Source organism: Paraburkholderia sp. BL17N1, assembly GCF_003634175.1.
Taxonomy (GTDB): domain Bacteria; phylum Pseudomonadota; class Gammaproteobacteria; order Burkholderiales; family Burkholderiaceae; genus Paraburkholderia.
This window is the reverse complement of sequence record NZ_RBIW01000001.1, coordinates 2,326,118-2,342,492: the sequence shown is the minus strand read 5'-3', so window position 1 is coordinate 2,342,492 and position 16,375 is coordinate 2,326,118. Positions and strand designations below refer to the sequence as shown.

At 65.3% G+C, this 16,375-nt stretch carries 16 protein-coding genes; 1 reads left to right on the top strand and 15 read right to left on the bottom strand.

Annotation, left to right across the window (positions count from 1 at the left end; translation table 11 throughout):
• Positions 1–131: 131 nt before the first annotated feature.
• Positions 132–860: a class I SAM-dependent methyltransferase gene (locus B0G82_RS10555; protein WP_121307332.1), complete on the top strand. Its 729-nt coding sequence runs from the start codon at positions 132–134 to the stop codon at positions 858–860.
• 115 nt (positions 861–975) lie between these two features.
• Here the strand turns inward: B0G82_RS10555 and B0G82_RS10550 are convergent, their stop codons facing one another.
• Genes B0G82_RS10550 through B0G82_RS10480 form a run of 15 tightly spaced genes read right to left on the bottom strand, consistent with a single transcriptional unit; the run spans position 976 to position 16,373 of the window.
• Positions 976–1,419 (bottom strand): excinuclease ABC subunit A, encoded by a 444-nt coding sequence (locus B0G82_RS10550; protein WP_121307331.1) that lies wholly within the window; start codon positions 1,417–1,419, stop codon positions 976–978.
• A gap of 60 nt (positions 1,420–1,479) precedes the next feature.
• Positions 1,480–1,902, bottom strand: coding sequence for a signal peptidase (locus B0G82_RS10545; RefSeq protein ID WP_121307330.1), 423 nt, complete (start codon positions 1,900–1,902; stop codon positions 1,480–1,482).
• 36 nt (positions 1,903–1,938) lie between these two features.
• Positions 1,939–3,180 (bottom strand): beta-ketoacyl synthase N-terminal-like domain-containing protein, encoded by a 1,242-nt coding sequence (locus B0G82_RS10540; RefSeq protein WP_121307329.1) that lies wholly within the window; start codon positions 3,178–3,180, stop codon positions 1,939–1,941.
• Entirely contained in the window at positions 3,177–4,403 is a 1,227-nt protein-coding gene (locus B0G82_RS10535; protein ID WP_116139533.1) for a beta-ketoacyl-ACP synthase, read from the bottom strand. Before B0G82_RS10535 ends, B0G82_RS10540 begins: the two co-directional genes overlap by 4 nt.
• Positions 4,403–5,128 carry a 3-ketoacyl-ACP reductase FabG2 gene (locus B0G82_RS10530; RefSeq protein ID WP_106283304.1) on the bottom strand — a complete coding sequence of 242 codons (726 nt, stop codon included), beginning with the start codon at positions 5,126–5,128 and terminating at the stop codon, positions 4,403–4,405. Before B0G82_RS10530 ends, B0G82_RS10535 begins: the two co-directional genes overlap by 1 nt.
• Positions 5,125–5,610, bottom strand: coding sequence for a hotdog family protein (locus B0G82_RS10525; RefSeq protein WP_121307328.1), 486 nt, complete (start codon positions 5,608–5,610; stop codon positions 5,125–5,127). The genes B0G82_RS10530 and B0G82_RS10525 overlap by 4 nt, the downstream gene beginning before the upstream one ends.
• 8 nt (positions 5,611–5,618) lie before the next feature.
• On the bottom strand, positions 5,619–6,800 hold the full coding sequence (locus B0G82_RS10520; protein ID WP_121307327.1) for a beta-ketoacyl-[acyl-carrier-protein] synthase family protein: 1,182 nt from the start codon (positions 6,798–6,800) through the stop codon (positions 5,619–5,621).
• Positions 6,797–9,202: an MMPL family transporter gene (locus tag B0G82_RS10515; protein WP_121307326.1), complete on the bottom strand. Its 2,406-nt coding sequence runs from the start codon at positions 9,200–9,202 to the stop codon at positions 6,797–6,799. Before B0G82_RS10515 ends, B0G82_RS10520 begins: the two co-directional genes overlap by 4 nt.
• Entirely contained in the window at positions 9,202–9,891 is a 690-nt protein-coding gene (locus B0G82_RS10510) for an outer membrane lipoprotein carrier protein LolA (protein WP_121307325.1), read from the bottom strand. The genes B0G82_RS10515 and B0G82_RS10510 overlap by 1 nt, the downstream gene beginning before the upstream one ends.
• Entirely contained in the window at positions 9,879–10,310 is a 432-nt protein-coding gene (locus B0G82_RS10505) for a thioesterase family protein (RefSeq protein ID WP_106283308.1), read from the bottom strand. The genes B0G82_RS10510 and B0G82_RS10505 overlap by 13 nt, the downstream gene beginning before the upstream one ends.
• Entirely contained in the window at positions 10,307–11,902 is a 1,596-nt protein-coding gene (locus tag B0G82_RS10500; protein WP_121307324.1) for an aromatic amino acid ammonia-lyase, read from the bottom strand. Before B0G82_RS10500 ends, B0G82_RS10505 begins: the two co-directional genes overlap by 4 nt.
• Positions 11,889–13,613: a glycosyltransferase family 2 protein gene (locus B0G82_RS10495; protein ID WP_121307323.1), complete on the bottom strand. Its 1,725-nt coding sequence runs from the start codon at positions 13,611–13,613 to the stop codon at positions 11,889–11,891. Before B0G82_RS10495 ends, B0G82_RS10500 begins: the two co-directional genes overlap by 14 nt.
• Entirely contained in the window at positions 13,613–15,463 is a 1,851-nt protein-coding gene (locus B0G82_RS10490; protein WP_121307322.1) for an AMP-binding protein, read from the bottom strand. Before B0G82_RS10490 ends, B0G82_RS10495 begins: the two co-directional genes overlap by 1 nt.
• A complete protein-coding gene (locus tag B0G82_RS10485) occupies positions 15,460–16,122 on the bottom strand; it encodes a hypothetical protein (RefSeq protein WP_116139515.1) in 663 nt (220 codons plus the stop codon). The genes B0G82_RS10490 and B0G82_RS10485 overlap by 4 nt, the downstream gene beginning before the upstream one ends.
• On the bottom strand, positions 16,122–16,373 hold the full coding sequence (locus tag B0G82_RS10480) for an acyl carrier protein (protein ID WP_007180827.1): 252 nt from the start codon (positions 16,371–16,373) through the stop codon (positions 16,122–16,124). Before B0G82_RS10480 ends, B0G82_RS10485 begins: the two co-directional genes overlap by 1 nt.
• Positions 16,374–16,375: the final 2 nt, after the last annotated feature.

Here is a 16,375-nt window from a genome sequence, read left to right as displayed (position 1 = left end):
GCCTCAATCGTTTGGCTTGCCCGGAGCAGCATTTCGCTGCATCCTTACGTCTCGTTACAACTACGCTTTGACGCCTCGAAGGATGTCTTCAGGGCGGGTACAGCAAGACGCCATTTCGCGGGGAGCCCAGCGTGTCGCCATCCGAAACATCCAGTGTGCCTTTCGTGCCGGAAACGGCTTTCGGAATCTGGTTCCTGCGTACCTATACCTGGGAACATCATGTGCTGCGGGTCGCGATCAACGACCTCAAACGCCTGATCGATACGCCCTTGCCCGAGACGCCGGTGATCGTCGACGTCGGCTGCGGCCAGGGCATTTCCTTCCGTCTGCTCGCGCAGGCGTTCAAGCCACGCCGCCTTGTCGGCATCGACTTCCACGAGCCGTCGCTGGCGCTTGCCGCTCAGGCCGCGAGCGCCTGCCGTGACAAGCTGGCGGATATCGAACTGCTGCACGGTGACTGCGCGAAACTGCCGCTGCCCGACGCAAGCGCCGATATCGTGTTCTGCCATCAAACTTTCCACCATCTCGTCGAGCAGGACCGCGCGCTCGCCGAGTTCCGCCGCGTGCTCAAACCGGGCGGCGTGTTGCTATTCGCCGAATCCACCGACGCGTACATCAAATCGTGGGTGATCCGGCTGCTGTTCCGCCACCCGATGCACGTGCAAAAGAGCGCCGACGGCTACCTCGACATGATCCGGCGCGGCGGCTTTCACTTCAGCGAGCGCAACGTGTCGCTGCCCTACCTCTGGTGGAGCCGCGCGAAAGACTTTGGTCTGTTCGAGCGGCTCGGGCTGTCTCATCCGCAACCCGGCAAGCGTCGGGAAACGCTGGTCAATGTCGCGGCGGTCAAAGCCAGTTAATGCGCAGCAAGGCGCGCGCCTGATGCGATAAAACAGCGCAAGGCGGCGTACACCGCCTTCCTGCTTGCCACGCGCGCATGCGCAGTTCTCCGCGCTGATCTGCGCGGACCCATTCTTACTTGCGCAGCGTCACCACTTCGCCCGTCAGCGCGACGCCGGCAACCACTGCGCCCGCGCCGCAAGTGTATTCGGTGGCGCTCTCGCGCAATTCGTTCTTGTAGTTGCTCTTGATGTTGATCACGGCGTTGCCGCCTTCCTTACGCGCGCGTTCCTGCAACTCGATCACCGCGGAGAGAAACACGTGCTGGCAGGCTTGCAAATCGCTCTTGCCGAACGCGTTGGTCTTCTTGTTGGTGGCGAATTCGCCCATCGTCTTCGCGACAGCCGGATGGCGCTGGCCCGCGAAATACAGTCCGATGTCTTCGCTCACTTTGCCGGGTTCGCTTTGCAAGGCCTGCTCGACCGGAAAGTAGCTGACCGTATCGCGAGCGAAAGCCGGCGCAGTGCTCAGCGTGGCAAACGAAGCAAACAATGCAGAAAACAGAAGATGGCGTTTCATTGAGACTCCTTGGTGGTTGTTGTTGCTCTGTGAGTTCTATTTCAATCAGCCTGGTTCGGCTTAGTTCGATTCCAGCACGACGAGCTGGCCGCTCACCGCAATCGCGGCGGCGCTCGGACTCACGCCGCAGGTGAATTCCGTCGACGAGTTGCTCTCGGTGCTATGAAAACGCGTCGACACATCGATCACGGCATTGGCGTGGCGTTCGTTGGCCGCCGTGCGCAGTTTCCGCACCGCTTCGACAAGCGCTTCGTGGCAGGCTTCGTCGGGATCGGCGACCTTGCGCGCGATCCGCACGGAGTACGACACGTCGCCCAACCTGCTCTTGACCGCCGGGTGAGCCTGCTGACCGAAATACACCGGCACGTTGCCACGCGATTCGCCGCCGGCCGCGGCGAGCGGCAGCGACTTCACCTGCGTGGCGCAACCTGTCAGCGTCAGCGCCATGACTGCCAGCGCACCCAATACACCTGTTCTTTTCATTCTTATCACCCTCGTTTTATTAAAGTCGCGGCCGTTTCAGCCGCCCTGCCATGCTTCGAACACCAGACTCGCGCAAGTGCCGCCGAACCCGTACGACACCGACATCGCCGTGCCGATGCGTGCTTCGCGCGTCGTGCGCACGAGCGGCATGCCGTCGAGCGCCGGCTCCGGCGTGTCGATATCCGCCGTGCCCGCAATGAAGCCGTCGCGCATCATCAGCAGTGTGTAGATCGCCTCGTGCGCGCCGCACGCGCCAAGCGGATGCCCGGTCATGCCCTTGGTCGACGAAAACGCCGGCACGCGACGGTCGAACGCCGCGCCGAACACCTCCTTCAACGCGCGCAGTTCTTCCAGGTCGCCGAGCGGCGTCGACGGCGCGTGCGTGTTGATGTAGTCGGGCCGCTTGCCCGCTTCGTTCAGCGCGCCGCGCATGGCACGCGCAATCCCCGCCGCGCGCGGCGTGACCATGCCTGCGCTATCCGTGCAGTCGCCGAATCCTGTGAGCTCCGCGTAGATCCGTGCGCCGCGTGCGAGCGCGTGATCGAGTGCTTCGAGGACCAGCACGCCGCCGCCCGACGCGATCACGAAACCGTCGCGCTCCGTGTCGTAGGGGCGCGATGCCGTCTGCGGCGTGTCGTTGAAGCGGCGCGACAATGCGCCCATCGCGTCGAACATCAGCGTCATGTTGTCGTGCAACGACTCGCTGCCGCCGGCCAGCACGATCTGCTGGCGGCCGGTCTGGATCAGCTGCATCGCCTGGCCGATCGCGAGCGCCGAAGTCGTGCACGCCGACGACGGCGAGTAGCTCACACCTTCGAGCCCGAACACTTGCGCGACGTTGGCCGACGCGGTGCTGCTCATCGCATGCGGCACGACGTAGGGCGGCACTTTCTCGACGCCGCGCGTGTTGGCGACAGTCATGGCCGCGTCGTAGCTCAGCATGTTGCCGACGCCCGAACCGATCACCGTGCCCGCGCGCGGCGAGCGCAAGTGCGCCGGGGCGAGCCCGGCGTCGTTGATCGCCTTGCGCGCGGCATGACATGCAAACCGCGCTGTGTCGCCCATGAAGCGTTCGAGCTTGCGGTCGAACGGCGTCTCATGCGCGACTGACGCAACGCCCGCGACCTGCGAGCCGAAGCCGCGCTCGCGCCATGCCTCGATCCGTTCGATTCGCGAGCGGCCCGCGCGCAAGGCTGCGGAGACTTCATCGAGCGTGTTGCCGAGACACGACACGATGCCCATGCCGGTCACGACCACGCGCTGCATCGCGACGCTCATCGAACGCGCCTGAAAATCAGCGACGTGTTGATGCCGCCGAACGCGAAGTTGTTGCTCATCACATATTCGGCGTCGATTTCTCGGCCCGTGCCGACGATGTAATCGAGCGGCGCGCAGGCCGGATCGACATTCTCCAGGTTCAAGGTCGGCGCATACCAGTTGCGCTTCATCATCTCGATGGTCCACCACGCTTCGAGCGCGCCGCACGCGCCGAGCGTGTGGCCGACGTAACTCTTGAGCGAGCTGATCGGCATACGCGCGCCGAAGGTCTGCGCGGTCGCATGGCTTTCGGCAATGTCGCCGCGATCCGTCGAGGTGCCGTGCGCGTTCACATACGCGATCGCTTCAGGCGGCAGTTGCGCGTCGTCGAGGGCGAGCCGCATCGCGAGCGCCATGGTCTCGGCGGTCGGCTGGGTCATATGCGCGCCGTCCGAGTTGCAGCCGAAGCCGACAATCTCCGCGTGAATCCGCGCGCCGCGCGCCACCGCATGTTCATATTCTTCGAGCACCAGCGTGGCCGCGCCTTCGCCGACCACGAGGCCGTCGCGTGCGGCGTCGAATGGACGTGGTGTGAGATGCGGCTCGTCGTTGCGCGTGCTGGTGGCGTACAGCGTGTCGAACACGGCGACCGCCGGCCCCGACAATTCCTCCGCGCCGCCCGCCAGCATCAGTGTCTGCTTGCCGCTCTGGATTGCTTCATACGCGTAGCCGATCGCCTGGCTGCCCGACGCGCAAGCGCAAGAGGTCGGAATGATCCGCCCTTTCAGGTCCCAGAACAGGCTGACGTTGACCGCGGTGGTATGCGGCATCATCTGCACGTAGCTGTTCGACGTGACGTCGCTCATCGAGCCGGTTTCGAGCATCGTGCCGAACGCGCGGATCGGCTGCACCGAGCCCGACGAGGAACCATACGCGACGCCCATGCGGCCGTCCTTGATCGTGTCGTCGTCGGCGAGGCCCGCGTCGGCGAGCGCCAGTTCGCTGGCGCGCACCGAGTACATCGACACCGGACCCATCGAACGCGTCTTCTTTCGCGGATAATGCGCGGGCGTCGTGAAGCCCGGCAGCGGACACGCGAGCCGCGTATGCAGCGATTCGAAGTAATCCCACTCGGGCATGCGGCGCACGGCGTTCAGGCCGCTCTTCAAGCGCGCTTCGATCACGTCCCAGCTATCGCCCAACGCCGTGACGCCGCCCATGCCGGTTATGACGACGCGCTTCATCAGATCATCCCGCCGTTGACGCCGATCACCTGACGCGTGACATACGAGGCCGCATCCGACATCAGGAAGCTGACCACGGACGCCACCTCGGCAGGCTGGCCGACGCGGTTCATCGGCACCGTTTTGAGCGCCTGCTCGAGCGGCATTTCATCGAGCATGCCGGTCTCGATCAGACCCGGCGCCACGCAATTGACGGTGATATTGCGCGACGCCAGTTCGACGGCCAGCGCCTTGCTCGCGCCGATCAAGCCGGCCTTCGCCGCGCTGTAGTTCACCTGGCCGCGATTGCCCATCACGCCGGACACCGAAGCGATCGTGACGATGCGGCCGCCCTTGCGGGCGCGCACCATCGGCATGGTCAACGGATGGACCACGTTATAGAACGAGTCGAGACCGGTTTCGATCACGATGTCCCAATCTTCTTCGGTGAGCGCGGGGAACGCGGCGTCGCGCGTCACGCCCGCGCTGCACACGATGCCGTAATACGGGCCGTTCGCCGCAACGTCTGCTTCGAGCACTTCGCGGCACACCGCGCGCTCGCGCACGTCGAATTGCAGCACGCGCGCCGTGCCGCCTTGAGCGGCGATGCCCGTCGCCACCGCATCGGCTTCGCTGCGCCCCGTGCGGCAATGCACGGACACCGCGAAACCATCGGCGGCCAACTTGTACGCAATCGCGCGGCCGATGCCGCGGCTTGCGCCGGTAACGAGAACACGCCGGCTCATGAACTGAAACTCCCTTCGATGAATGACTGAAAATCGCGCGGTTGAAAGACCTTGATGACGGCTTCGGCGCACACCGCGTCGCCGTGCCGGATCATGCATTCGTAGGCGCCGTGACCCTCTTCGCTGCGCAGCAGTTCCACCACGTGGACCGACAACTGCGCGCCGCCCTCGAACGACGGCTGCAATGCCTTGTAGCTGCGCGAGCCGAGCAGCACGCCGGGCCGCGCGCGGCCGCCGACGCGCATGGCCAGCAACGCGACGTGCGCGGCGATCGCCTGCGCCATCAGTTCGATGCCGATCCACGCGGGCATCGCGCCATCGGCGTCGGCATACCAGGCGTCGGCTCGCACCGTGGCGCGCGCAGTCAGCGTTTCTTCGCTGAACGTGTCGACCGAGTCGATCAGCAGCATGGTGCCGCGATGCGGGATGATCGCTTCGATCGGCTGATGGACCAGTTCGTCAACGGTGGGCGTGGGGTTCATCGCGTGGTTCATCGGGCAAGAACGAGGCTGACATTGCTGCCGCCGAAAGCAAATGAATTGCTCATCGCGTATTGCGCGCCACCCTGTGGCATGAAGCGCTCGCTAACGACGAGGTCCAGTGCGGGCAACGCGGGATCAGCCTCGCCGTCCCACAGATGACGCGGCAGCGGTACGTCGTCATGCGCCAGCGGGAGCCATGTGAAGGCCAGTTCGGTGGCGCCCGCCGCGCCGAGTTGGTGGCCGGTCAACGGTTTGGTGCCGCTCGTCGCCACGCCTTGCGGAAACACGCGCGACATCAAAGCCGCTTCCATTTCATCGTTCTTGCGTGTGGCGGTGGCGTGCAGATTCAGGTAACCGATTGCCGACGACGCGATGCCCGCATCGGCAAGTGCCGCGCGCAAAGCGAGTTCGCCGCCCACCCCTTGCGGATCCGGCGACGAAATGTGATGCGCGTCGCTCGATTCGCCGACTCCCGCGAGCCGCACCGCCGCTTCGTCGCGGCTCATGAGAAACACGGCTGCGCCCTCACCGACGTTGATTCCACAACGGTTGCGGCTCATCGGATTGCTGCGCACGTTGCTGGTCGATTCGAGCGATGCGAAACCCTGCACCGTCAGCTCGCACAGCGAATCGACGCCGCCCACCACGACGGCGTCGCACAGTTGCAATTGCAGCAACCGGCGCGCCGACGCGAAAGCCTTCGCGCTCGACGTGCATGCGGTCGAAATGGTGAACGCCGGCCCATGCAGACCGAGCACAGCGGCGGCGAACGGCGCGGCCGTACCGATTTCCATTTGCCGGTAATTAAAGTTCGAGGGCAGATCGCCCGCCTGCGCCTGATAGACGAACGCCGCTTCAGCGGCTTCGATACCCGACGTGCTGGTGCCGAGCACCACACCGATGCGATGCGCGCCGTAGCGCTCGCGCGCCGCCTCGACAACGGGTCCGATCTGCGTCAACGCGGCGAGCAGCAAGCGGTTGTTGCGGCAGTCGTAACGCGCGAGTTCGGCGGGCGGCGCAAGATCCAGCGGCGTGAGTACGCTGCCGACGAACGCCTCGCCGATCCCGGTATGCGCGTTTGCCATACCCGGCGAACGAGCGGCGGCGAGCGCTGGGACAATGCTGTCGAGGTCGCCGCCGAGCGCGTTGATCATGCCGAGCGCGTGCAAATAGACTGATGGCGCTTTCATGCGGCCCTCCTTGATTCCGATGGCATGCCGATCGGCGCGAGCAGCACCGAAACCGCGATGCCGAGCGCGAGTGTCGCGCCGAAACTCTTCAGCGCAGGCATTGCGCTCATGCCGAGCATGCCGAACGACAACAATGTCGTGGCCGCCGAGAGCAGCACGCCCGTCCATACCGCGCCGAGATCCGCGTCCGCGCGCAGGCAGCCTTCGCGCAGGAACACGGCATAGTTTGCGCCCACGCCGAGCACGAGCATCAGCGCGAGCCAGTTGAACAGATTGAGCGGCACGTGGGCGTAGCCGAACACGGCCAGCGTGACGCCCACCGCGAGCAGCACCGGCAAGGTCACGGCGATGCCGCCGCGCAATTTGTAGCGCAGCATCAGCAGGACGAGTACGAGGGCAAGCGCGCCGCCGAGCCACCAGCCGCTATCCACGCGATACGCGCCGAACAGCTTCGACACGCTGGCGGCCTTGTCGACGAACACGACGCCGAAGCCTCGCGCGGTTGCGATCAAGGCGGGTTCGTTCTGCGGCGTCACGCCTTGCGGAATGACGACCGCCGCATAGGCTTTCGTCGACGAATCGACTTCGCCGAGCCAGAGATGTTCGTACGGTTGCGACCACGGCGCTGCGAGCCACGTATCGATCGTGAGCGGCGTTTGCGGCTTGGCGTAAGCAGCGAGCCAGGCGTCGGCGACTTCGTCTTTGAAACCGGCTTGCAGGAGCGTGGCGCGCAAGGCCGCACGATCATTGAACACATGCTGCGCAAGCAACGCGCGATCTTCATTCTGCTGTTTCGCGGACGGCACGAACTGCGCGACCGATTGATAGCCGCCGACCTTGTTCGCGGTGCCGTTCAATGCATCCAGTTTTGTGCCCAAGGCTTCAGCGCGTTGGAGTACGACCTCGGGCGTCTCGCCGCGCACGACAAAAAACTGCGCGCTGTTATCCACGCCGACTGCCGTACGCACTTTGTCTTCCTGCGCGACGAGCGCCGGATCGCGCTGGATCAGCAGATGGATATCGTCGTCGCTGGTCAGACGCAGCCAGCCGGGAATCGCGAGCAGCAGCAACAGCGCCGCCACGAACCACGCCCGCTTACCGCCTATCGTGCGATGCCACACTGTCAGCACGCGCGCCGCACCTGCGAACACGCGCCTGGGGCTGCGTTTGGGTGCGCGCGTGAGCAATGCAGGCAGCAGCCACAGCACAGAGGCGAACGCCGTCGTAATACCGGCAATGGCGAAACAGGCGATCTGCTTGAGCGCGGGAAACGGCACCCATGTGAGGATCGCGTAGCCGAGCAGGCTCGTCGCGAGCGCCACGCTCAACGCGGGACGCACCGCGCGCGCGCCGCGCCGCGCGTCCCAATCGCGTTGCGCGCCGAGATACACGACGAAGTATTGAATCGAATAGTCGACGGCCTCGCCGATCAGGCTGGCGCCGAACACGAGCGTCAGCAGATGCAGCTTGCCGAATATCAGCATCGTGACCGCCAGCGCGCAGACAATGCCGAGCGCGGTCGACACGAAGCCGAGCAGCAGCAGACGCGGCGAGCGGAACACCCACATCATCAACAGCGCGATACCGCACAGCGACGCGACGCCGATCAGATGCACTTCATGTTCCGACGCGCTGCGCGCCGATTCCGCGTAGAAGACAGCGCCGGTTCGCGCCACGGAGACATCGGGGAACGACTGCTTCAACGCGCTTTCGCCTTGGGCGAGTGCCGCGAGTACCGCGTGCTGCGTCTTCGTTTCGTAAGCGGAGCCCGGCAGCGTCGCAACGATCAGCACGCTGGTGGCCGCACCTCGATGCGCAACCAGCAGGTTGTCTTCGAGTTCAAGATTCGAAGTGGCGAGCGGCAGTCCGCCGAGCCAGCGTTCGAGCCAGCCGAACGGATCGTCGGCGAGCGGCGTGGTGAGTCCGCCGCGCAGCGGGCTGTAGATGCGCTGGGCGAGCGCGTCATGCAGCGTGGCGCCAACCGTGCCGCTCGCGAGCGCCGCGCGATCCGCGGGCGCCAGCAAGCCGAAGCGATACGGCATGTACAGCAATGCGATCTGCGACAGATCGAACGGCGGCAACTCCGCCGTCACCGAACCGAATGCGCCGCTCTTTTGCAAGGACGCGCCGAGTTGTTTCGCCGCGGCTTTCGCGTGCGCGTCGTCGTTACTGGTGACGAGGAAAACGGTGCGGTCGCCGAGCGCGCTCGCCAGCGTATCGACCGCCTTCTCCGCGATCGGGTCGGCCTCAGTCGCGGGCAAGAGCGCGAGCAGATTGGTTTGCAACGGCGACGGCCCCGCGAACCGCCAGCCGCAATAGAGCGCCGCAACGAGCGCGAGCAGCAGCCACGCGGCGCGCACGCCCCATGTCTGTTTCGCGGATCGCTGTTGCAGCATCTCCATCACGGCGCTCCGAGCAGACCGCGTTCAGCCGCGGTGAGTTCGGTCACGGCCGCGCTCTTCGTGAAGTCGAGTTGGGTGATGTCGCCGTTCGCGAGCGTAATGCGCAAGCGCTGCAGATAGTCGCCGCCGTTCATCTCCAGACCTTTGATCGACTGCGCGATCTGCGGCTGGTTCGGCGTGAGTTGCATACGCCATTGCGCGGCGCTGCCTTCGGCTTGCACGTCGAATTGCGAGTACAGCGCCGATAGATCGCCGCCGAGCATCGCGCGCATCATCTTCGAGACTTGCGCGACACCGCGCGTGCCCTGCGCGCTGTGAGCCGTGACGCGCTGGCCATTGGCGTTGACTTCGGTTACGCCGGCATCGGTGATCACATAGGTGGCTTTGTACGGCGTGTCGATCTGCCAGATCACACCGCGTTCGCGGAAGAACAGCAGCAAGCCGGTGCTCACGAGCGGCCGCTTCATTGCGGCGAGGGTTTGCGTCTGCGTGAATTGCGCACGCACGCCTTTGGCTTGCGCGAGGTGCGCAGCGATCTGCGAGACGAGCGCGGGATTGCCGGACGTGGCTTCTTTCGTCGAGACAGTCGACGCGGCCGACGCGGGCTCCATCGATACGACGGTCGCCCCGAGCACGCTCAACGCGCTCAATGCCCCCGCGATCACGACGCGCAAATTCATCGTCCCCATACGCGCTCCAGCTTCTCGAACACAACCGGCGGCGAGACGAACTGCAACTCCTGAGTGGCGGCATCGACCGCGACCTGGATCGTGTAACCCTTGGTCAATCGCGTGCCGGTCGCGCAGTCGACGATTTCATAGCCTATTTTCAGGCGGTTTTCGTGTTCGAGCAGTTGCGTGCGCACTTCGATCTGCTGACCGTAGGTGGCCGGCTTCACGTACTTGAGATGCGCTTCCACGATCGGCCACAGATAACCCGACGCCTGCATCTCACGATAGTCGTAGTCGAACGCGCGCAACAACGCCGCGCGGCCGATTTCGAAGTACTTCAGGTAATGGCCATGCCAACAGACGTTCATGGCGTCGACATCGTGGAACGGCACTTCCACCGTCGCGCTCGCGCTCAGCACTTTGCGGGGATCGGTCATGCCTTCGATCCTCCGCGATAGTCGCTCGTCAGATCGCAAGCGGCAATGCGCGCGGTCAGTGCACGCAGTTCGTGTTCGAGCGCGCGGTCTTCGTCGACGAACGGCGACTGCGCGCTTACGCTGTCCATGAACACCTGCAGCGGCGCCGGCACCGGCGTTCCGCTGTCGATCTTCAAGCGCAGACGCGCGGCTTGCACCGTCGCGAGTGTATGCGCGGCGGCGACCTGCTCGGTCAGTTCCAACACCCGCAGGCAGTCGCGCGCGGCGATCGTGCCCATGCTGACCTTGTCCTGGTTGTGCGCCTCGGTGGAACGCGAAAAGACGCTAGCGGGCATCGTGTTCTTCAAGGCTTCCGCAGTCCACGCGGACGACGAAATCTGGACCGCCTTGAAGCCGTGATTGATCGCGGCGCGCGCGGGAGCCGCGCCCGACAGATTGCGCGGCAGGCCGTTATTGAAATTCACGTCGACGAGCAGTGCGAGTTGCCGGTCCATCAGATCGGCGAGGTTGGCCACCGCGACCTTCAACGAGTCCATCGCGAACGCAATATGGCCGCCGTAGAAGTTGCCGCCGTGCAGTACGCGTTCATTGTCCGGATCGATCAGCGGGTTGTCGTTCGCGCTGTTCAGTTCGTTCTCGACATCGCGACGCACCCACGACAGCGCATCGCGCGCCACGCCGATCACATGCGGCGCGCAGCGAATCGAATAACGGTCTTGCAGACGGTGGCCCGGCGTGTCGTCGCGGCCTGATAGGTCATCGCGAATCCATGCCGCGGCTTCGGCCTGGCCGGCATGCGGCTTCACTTCGAAGAGCATCGCGTCGAAGTGCGCGGCGCGGCCGTCGAGCGCGACGGTGCATAGCGCAGTCAGACGTGCGGTGAGCCGCGTGAGATGATCGGCGCGCGCGAACGCGAGACAGGCGAGGCCCGTCATCACGGCCGTGCCGTTCATCAGCGCGAGCCCTTCTTTCGGCGCGAGCGTGAGCGGCGCATGGCCGAGTTCGGCCCACACTTCGCGTACGTCACGCAAACGGCTTTCGAACATCACGTCGCGTTCGCCCGCGAGCGCGGCGGCCACATACGAGAGCGGCGTGAGATCGCCGCTCGCGCCGACCGAGCCTTCCGACGGAATGCGCGGCAGCACACGATGATTGACCAGATCGGCCAGACGTTCAAGCAACACGGGACGCACGCCGGAAAATCCATAAGCGAGCGAGTTGAGCCGTGCGGCGATCACCGCGAGTGTTTGCGCGTCGTCGAGATACTGGCCCATGCCGCAGCCGTGATAACGCGTGAGCTGCAGCGGCAAGGCTTCGACGAGTTCCATCGGCACGTCGACCACGCAGGCGTCGCCGTAACCGGTGTTGACGCCGTACACCGTCGCGCCCGCGGCCAGATGGCGGCGTAGAAAATCCGCACCGCGCTGGATGCGCGCGCGCCATGCCGGATCGTCGCTCAAAGCGACCGGCGCGCGATGCTGCGCGATCGCGACGACCTCTTCGATCGTCAGCTTGCGGCCGCCGATCACGACGGCCGCGTTGTTCACGGTCGCGCCCGCATCCTGCACATCGATCAGATCATGTTCGGCCATTCGCGCCTCGCTTGGGGCTGGCCCAGAAATCGAAGAAATTGAACCATTGATAAGGTGCCTTGCGGCAATAGTGTTCGAGACGCACGGCGTAGCGCTGCGCCCACGCGGCGAGATGCTGCGCGCGTTCACGGCGCGGCAATTCGATGCGCTCGGCAAACGGTTCGAAATACAGACGGTAGCCGTCGCGCTCTTTCAGACAGAAGAACAGATAGACCGGACAGCCCAACGCATGCGCGAGCACATATGGACCTTGCGCGAACGGCGCGGTCGAGCCGAGAAATTGCGCTTCGGTCGTGCGGCCCGCTTCGTGCGCGGGCACGCGGTCGCCGACGATCACCAGCAGCTCGCCGGCATCGACGCGCTCCTGCATCATCATCGCGGTCTCGGGACCGAAGTCGCTGACTTCGAGCAGATGCTTCGCGAACTCGCTATTGGCCGAGGCCAGCACGCTGTTAAAGCGGCGCGCGTGTTCCGTATAGACGACCGCCGTGACCTTCGCATAGGCGCCCTGCGCGGCGAGCGCGCGAGTCATCTCCAGATTGCCGAGATGCGCGCCGATCACGAGCGCGCCCTTGCCGCTCGCCACTAATGCTTCGAATGCCGAAGGATCTTCGAATTTTACGTCGGCGTTGTTCACGCGACCCGACCACGCCGCGAGCTTGTCGAAGCCCGATTGCGCGAACGCCAGCATATGGCGATACGCGGACAGCCAGCCTGGGCGCGGGGTGTCCCCGTGCGGCGCGGCCTCGCCGAGATGCTTGAAATAGTTGCTGGAAGCTTCGCGCGCGGCGCGGCCCGTCAGCAGAAAATACGCGACGATCGGATGCAGCCACAGCGCGGTGAAGCGCCGGCCGAACAGCTTGCAACTCAACGCGAGCAGCGACATGCCCAGATGGCTGCCGCGTTCGGCAATACGCCACCAGTCCTGTCCGTTTTCTTTGCCCTGCTCGCCTGCAAGTGCGGAGCGGCGCGGCATGACCTTATGCGCGAGCAGCATCGGCAGACGCCACAACATGCCGAACACGAGCCGCGTATGACTGCGGCTGATGCGTACGTTGTCCCACAACACGTCGAAATGCGAGACGCCGTCGCTCGCGTACGTGACGCGCGTCGGAATCGAGCGGAATGCCGCGCGCCGCCAATACAAGCGAACGAGGATCTCGATGTCGAAGTCCATGCGCGTGGGCAGTTGCACGCTGTCGATCAGATTGCAGGCGAGCGTCAGCGGATAGAGGCGAAAGCCGCACATGGAGTCGCGGATCGTCAGCGAAAGCGTTTCGATCCACACCCATACATGCGTCAGATAGCGGCCGTAGAGACGCGCTTTCGGCACGCTCTCGTCGTAGACCGGACGGCCGAGAATCACCGCACCCGGTTCGGCGCGCGCCGCTTCGATGAAACGCGGCACGTCGGTGGCATCGTGCTGGCCGTCGGCGTCGATCTGCAACGCGTGCGTGTAGCCCGCCTTGCGCGCGGCGCGCAATCCTGCCATCACGGCTGCGCCTTTGCCGCCGTTCATCGGCAGGCGCAGCAGCGTGAGTTGCCCCGCGTACTGCTGCGCGAGCGCGGCGAGCACCTTCTGTGTGGCCTCGTCGCTGCCATCGTCGACGACGAAAAACGGCAGGCCGTGCACCGCAAGATGCGCGACGGTCGCGCCGATCGCATCCTTATGGTTGTAGATCGGAATGACGATGCAGGGGGAGAAAGTCATCACGCGGACTCCCCGTAGACGATCACGCCTGACGCGCAATCACGGCCGTTCACGCGGTAGGCGAACTGCACGCGACGGCGCGTTGCGTCGTGAGCAAGCGTGAGCTTGAGCACCGCGCCCGGCGAAACCGGCGCCATGAACTTCAGACGATCGATCGACGCCACCGCGCGTGCCGCCGGCACGTGCTCGGCGGCCAGACGCACCGCCCAATCAACCTGCACCACGCCGGGAAGAATTGGCAGCCCGGGAAAGTGGCCGGCGAAATGCACGAGCGTTGGTGGCACGCGCAACTCGTAATGCAGCGTGTCGCCGCTGCGCGCTTCGGACAGCACTTCCATACCTTCGACGCGCGGTTCGAACGCGGCCGCCACGGCGGCCACCGGCAGCTTGCCGCGCGCGTCGAACGGCAGCGTGACGCGAAAACGCCAATGGCGCGGCAGCACCACGACATCGAAATATTCGGCGAGATGCCGGCGCAGCACTTTCGCGAGCGCCACGCGGCCTTCGTCGCGCAAAGCCGCGCCGCCCGCCTCGGTCAGCGCCACGACCGCCCCCACGCGCTCGCGCGACGCGCCGGCGAGCGGCACGAGCGCCGCTTGCGCCACATACGGATGCAGCGCGAGGCGCGCTTCCAGTTCCGGCAGCGAGAGGCGTTTGCCGTCGAGCTTGAGCACGCGGTCGAGCCGGCCTTGCAGGCGGAAACGGCCCTCGGTGTCGAAGGCGATCTTGTCGTCGGTGCGATGCCAGCCGGCGTGATCGAGATGCGGCGAGCGGACATTCAACGCGCCGTCTTCGTCGCGGCGCACTTCGATGCCGGACACCGGTTGCCAGGCGTCGGTCTGATCCTGGCGCCGCCACGCGATGCCGCCGGTTTCCGTGCTGCCGTAGATTTCGAGCGGCGCGGCGCCGTAGGCCGCGGCGTATTCCTGCGCGGCTTCGAGTGCGAGCGGACCGCCCGATGAGAAAAATGCGCGCGGCGCCGGCGTCAGGTCGGCGAAACCGGGCAACGCGGGCCAGCGCGACAGTTGCGCAGGTGTCGAGACGATCACCGCTGCACCGCCGTGGTCGATCTGCGTTTGCAGATGCAACGGCTCGATGCTCACCGCGCGATCGAATGCGCGACCCGCTGCGAGCGGCCAGAGCACGCGGAACAGCAAACCGTAGATGTGATGATGCGGCACGCTCGCGAGCATCGTCGCGTCGCCGACTAGCGCGCCCCACTGCTTTTCGAGCGTGTGCACTTCGGCGTTGAATTGGGCGAGCGTCTTGCGAATCGGCTTGGGGCGGCCGCTGCTGCCGGAGGTGTAGAGCGTGAGCGGGGCTTGGGGGTCGATCGTGTGGGCGGAGTGGTTCGTTAGCGCTGAAGCCGCTTCGGCGCTGGCGTTCGGGACGGCATTAGCGTCGGCGTCGGCTCCGGCATTGGCTGTAAATACGGCGTTGGCGTTGGAGTCGGAGTTGCCGGGGCCGTTGCCGAAAGCGCCGCCGGTGGCCTCGGCCAAACCGTCGGCATCTCCCGCTAACGCAAACGCGAACGGCGGCAAGTCCGCGTCCGTCAGCACGACTTCATACGCATCGGCGAGATCGGCGAGATAACCCGGCGTCGAGTTGGCCGGAATCACCGGTTCCTTGCCGCACGCGAACAGCGCAAAGAGCGCGCAGGCAAAATCGAACGGATCGTCGATGCACAGCGCGTAGCGTTGCGCGTCTTGCGTTTGCACGAGTGCGACGAGCGCAGCGACGCGCGCGCGAAACGCCGCGCGATCGAGCACCGCGGCACCGTCCCGGCATACGGGTGCAGGCACTGCGGCGGCCTCATCGGCCGCCGACAACAGATCATGCAACGCGATCATGCCGCCTCCGAACGCGCGGCGCGCGGCAGCACGACCAGATAACGCCAGATGACCTCGGCCACCAGCAGCACGCCGATCAGCACGTAGGCGATCGCGCCGTTGTAGAGCGACCAGCTCGCCCGGCTCCAGTACAACGCCGTGTATGCGGAAAACACGCCGTTCAGCGCGAAGAACGCGCACCACACCTGAGTCACGCGCAGCGTGTGGCGCACCGCGCCCGGCGGCAGGTTCGGGTTGCCGAGGCGCGCGAATTTTTCGATCATCGACGGCCCGCGCACGAGCGTCGCCCCGAACGCGATCAACAGGCCCAGGTTGACGAGCGACGGATAGAGACGCAGCAGCAACTCGCTATTGGTCAACACGATCGCCGCCGACGCGCAACTCAGCAAGCCGACCACGCCCCAGTCGATCGAGGAAAGCCGCCGCAGCGAGGTCGCGACTGGCCCGCTGCCGGCCCAGCGCTGCAGCCACAGGATCGCGAACAGCATGCAGCCTACGTAGCGCGGCGTGTCCCATTTCCACGCGCACAGAATCAGCGCGGGGTAGGCAAGCTTCAAGAGCACCTGCACGACGGTTTTGCCCAGGTGGCGCTCAGTGCCGGGCGAGGCATCGGCGGCCCGATCCGCCGCCGCTTGCGTTCGCGAGCGCGCGGCGGCCATCAGCCCTGTGCCGCCAGCAGCGATTCGACCGCACCAATCACGTCGCCGACGGTGCGCACTGATTTGAACTCTTCCGGCTTGATGCGGCGCCCGGTCATTTCCTGCAGTTTGATCGCGAGGTCGACGGCGTCGATGCTGTCGAGATCGAGGTCTTCGAATAGATGCGCCTCGGGCGTGACGCGCTCGGGCTCGATCGCGAAGTTCTCTTTAAAGATGGCGCGGATGCGCTCCAGAATCTCTGCCTCGGACACGA

Coding starts and splice junctions, on each gene's coding strand:
- B0G82_RS10550 (WP_121307331.1), bottom strand. CDS start 1,419: ATGAAACGCCATCTTCTGTTTTCTGCATTGTTTGCTTCGTTTGCCACG.
- B0G82_RS10545 (WP_121307330.1), bottom strand. CDS start 1,902: ATGAAAAGAACAGGTGTATTGGGTGCGCTGGCAGTCATGGCGCTGACG.
- B0G82_RS10540 (WP_121307329.1), bottom strand. CDS start 3,180: ATGAGCGTCGCGATGCAGCGCGTGGTCGTGACCGGCATGGGCATCGTG.
- B0G82_RS10535 (WP_116139533.1), bottom strand. CDS start 4,403: ATGAAGCGCGTCGTCATAACCGGCATGGGCGGCGTCACGGCGTTGGGC.
- B0G82_RS10530 (WP_106283304.1), bottom strand. CDS start 5,128: ATGAGCCGGCGTGTTCTCGTTACCGGCGCAAGCCGCGGCATCGGCCGC.
- B0G82_RS10525 (WP_121307328.1), bottom strand. CDS start 5,610: ATGAACCCCACGCCCACCGTTGACGAACTGGTCCATCAGCCGATCGAA.
- B0G82_RS10520 (WP_121307327.1), bottom strand. CDS start 6,800: ATGAAAGCGCCATCAGTCTATTTGCACGCGCTCGGCATGATCAACGCG.
- B0G82_RS10515 (WP_121307326.1), bottom strand. CDS start 9,202: ATGGAGATGCTGCAACAGCGATCCGCGAAACAGACATGGGGCGTGCGC.
- B0G82_RS10510 (WP_121307325.1), bottom strand. CDS start 9,891: ATGGGGACGATGAATTTGCGCGTCGTGATCGCGGGGGCATTGAGCGCG.
- B0G82_RS10505 (WP_106283308.1), bottom strand. CDS start 10,310: ATGACCGATCCCCGCAAAGTGCTGAGCGCGAGCGCGACGGTGGAAGTG.
- B0G82_RS10500 (WP_121307324.1), bottom strand. CDS start 11,902: ATGGCCGAACATGATCTGATCGATGTGCAGGATGCGGGCGCGACCGTG.
- B0G82_RS10495 (WP_121307323.1), bottom strand. CDS start 13,613: ATGACTTTCTCCCCCTGCATCGTCATTCCGATCTACAACCATAAGGAT.
- B0G82_RS10490 (WP_121307322.1), bottom strand. CDS start 15,463: ATGATCGCGTTGCATGATCTGTTGTCGGCGGCCGATGAGGCCGCCGCA.
- B0G82_RS10485 (WP_116139515.1), bottom strand. CDS start 16,122: ATGGCCGCCGCGCGCTCGCGAACGCAAGCGGCGGCGGATCGGGCCGCC.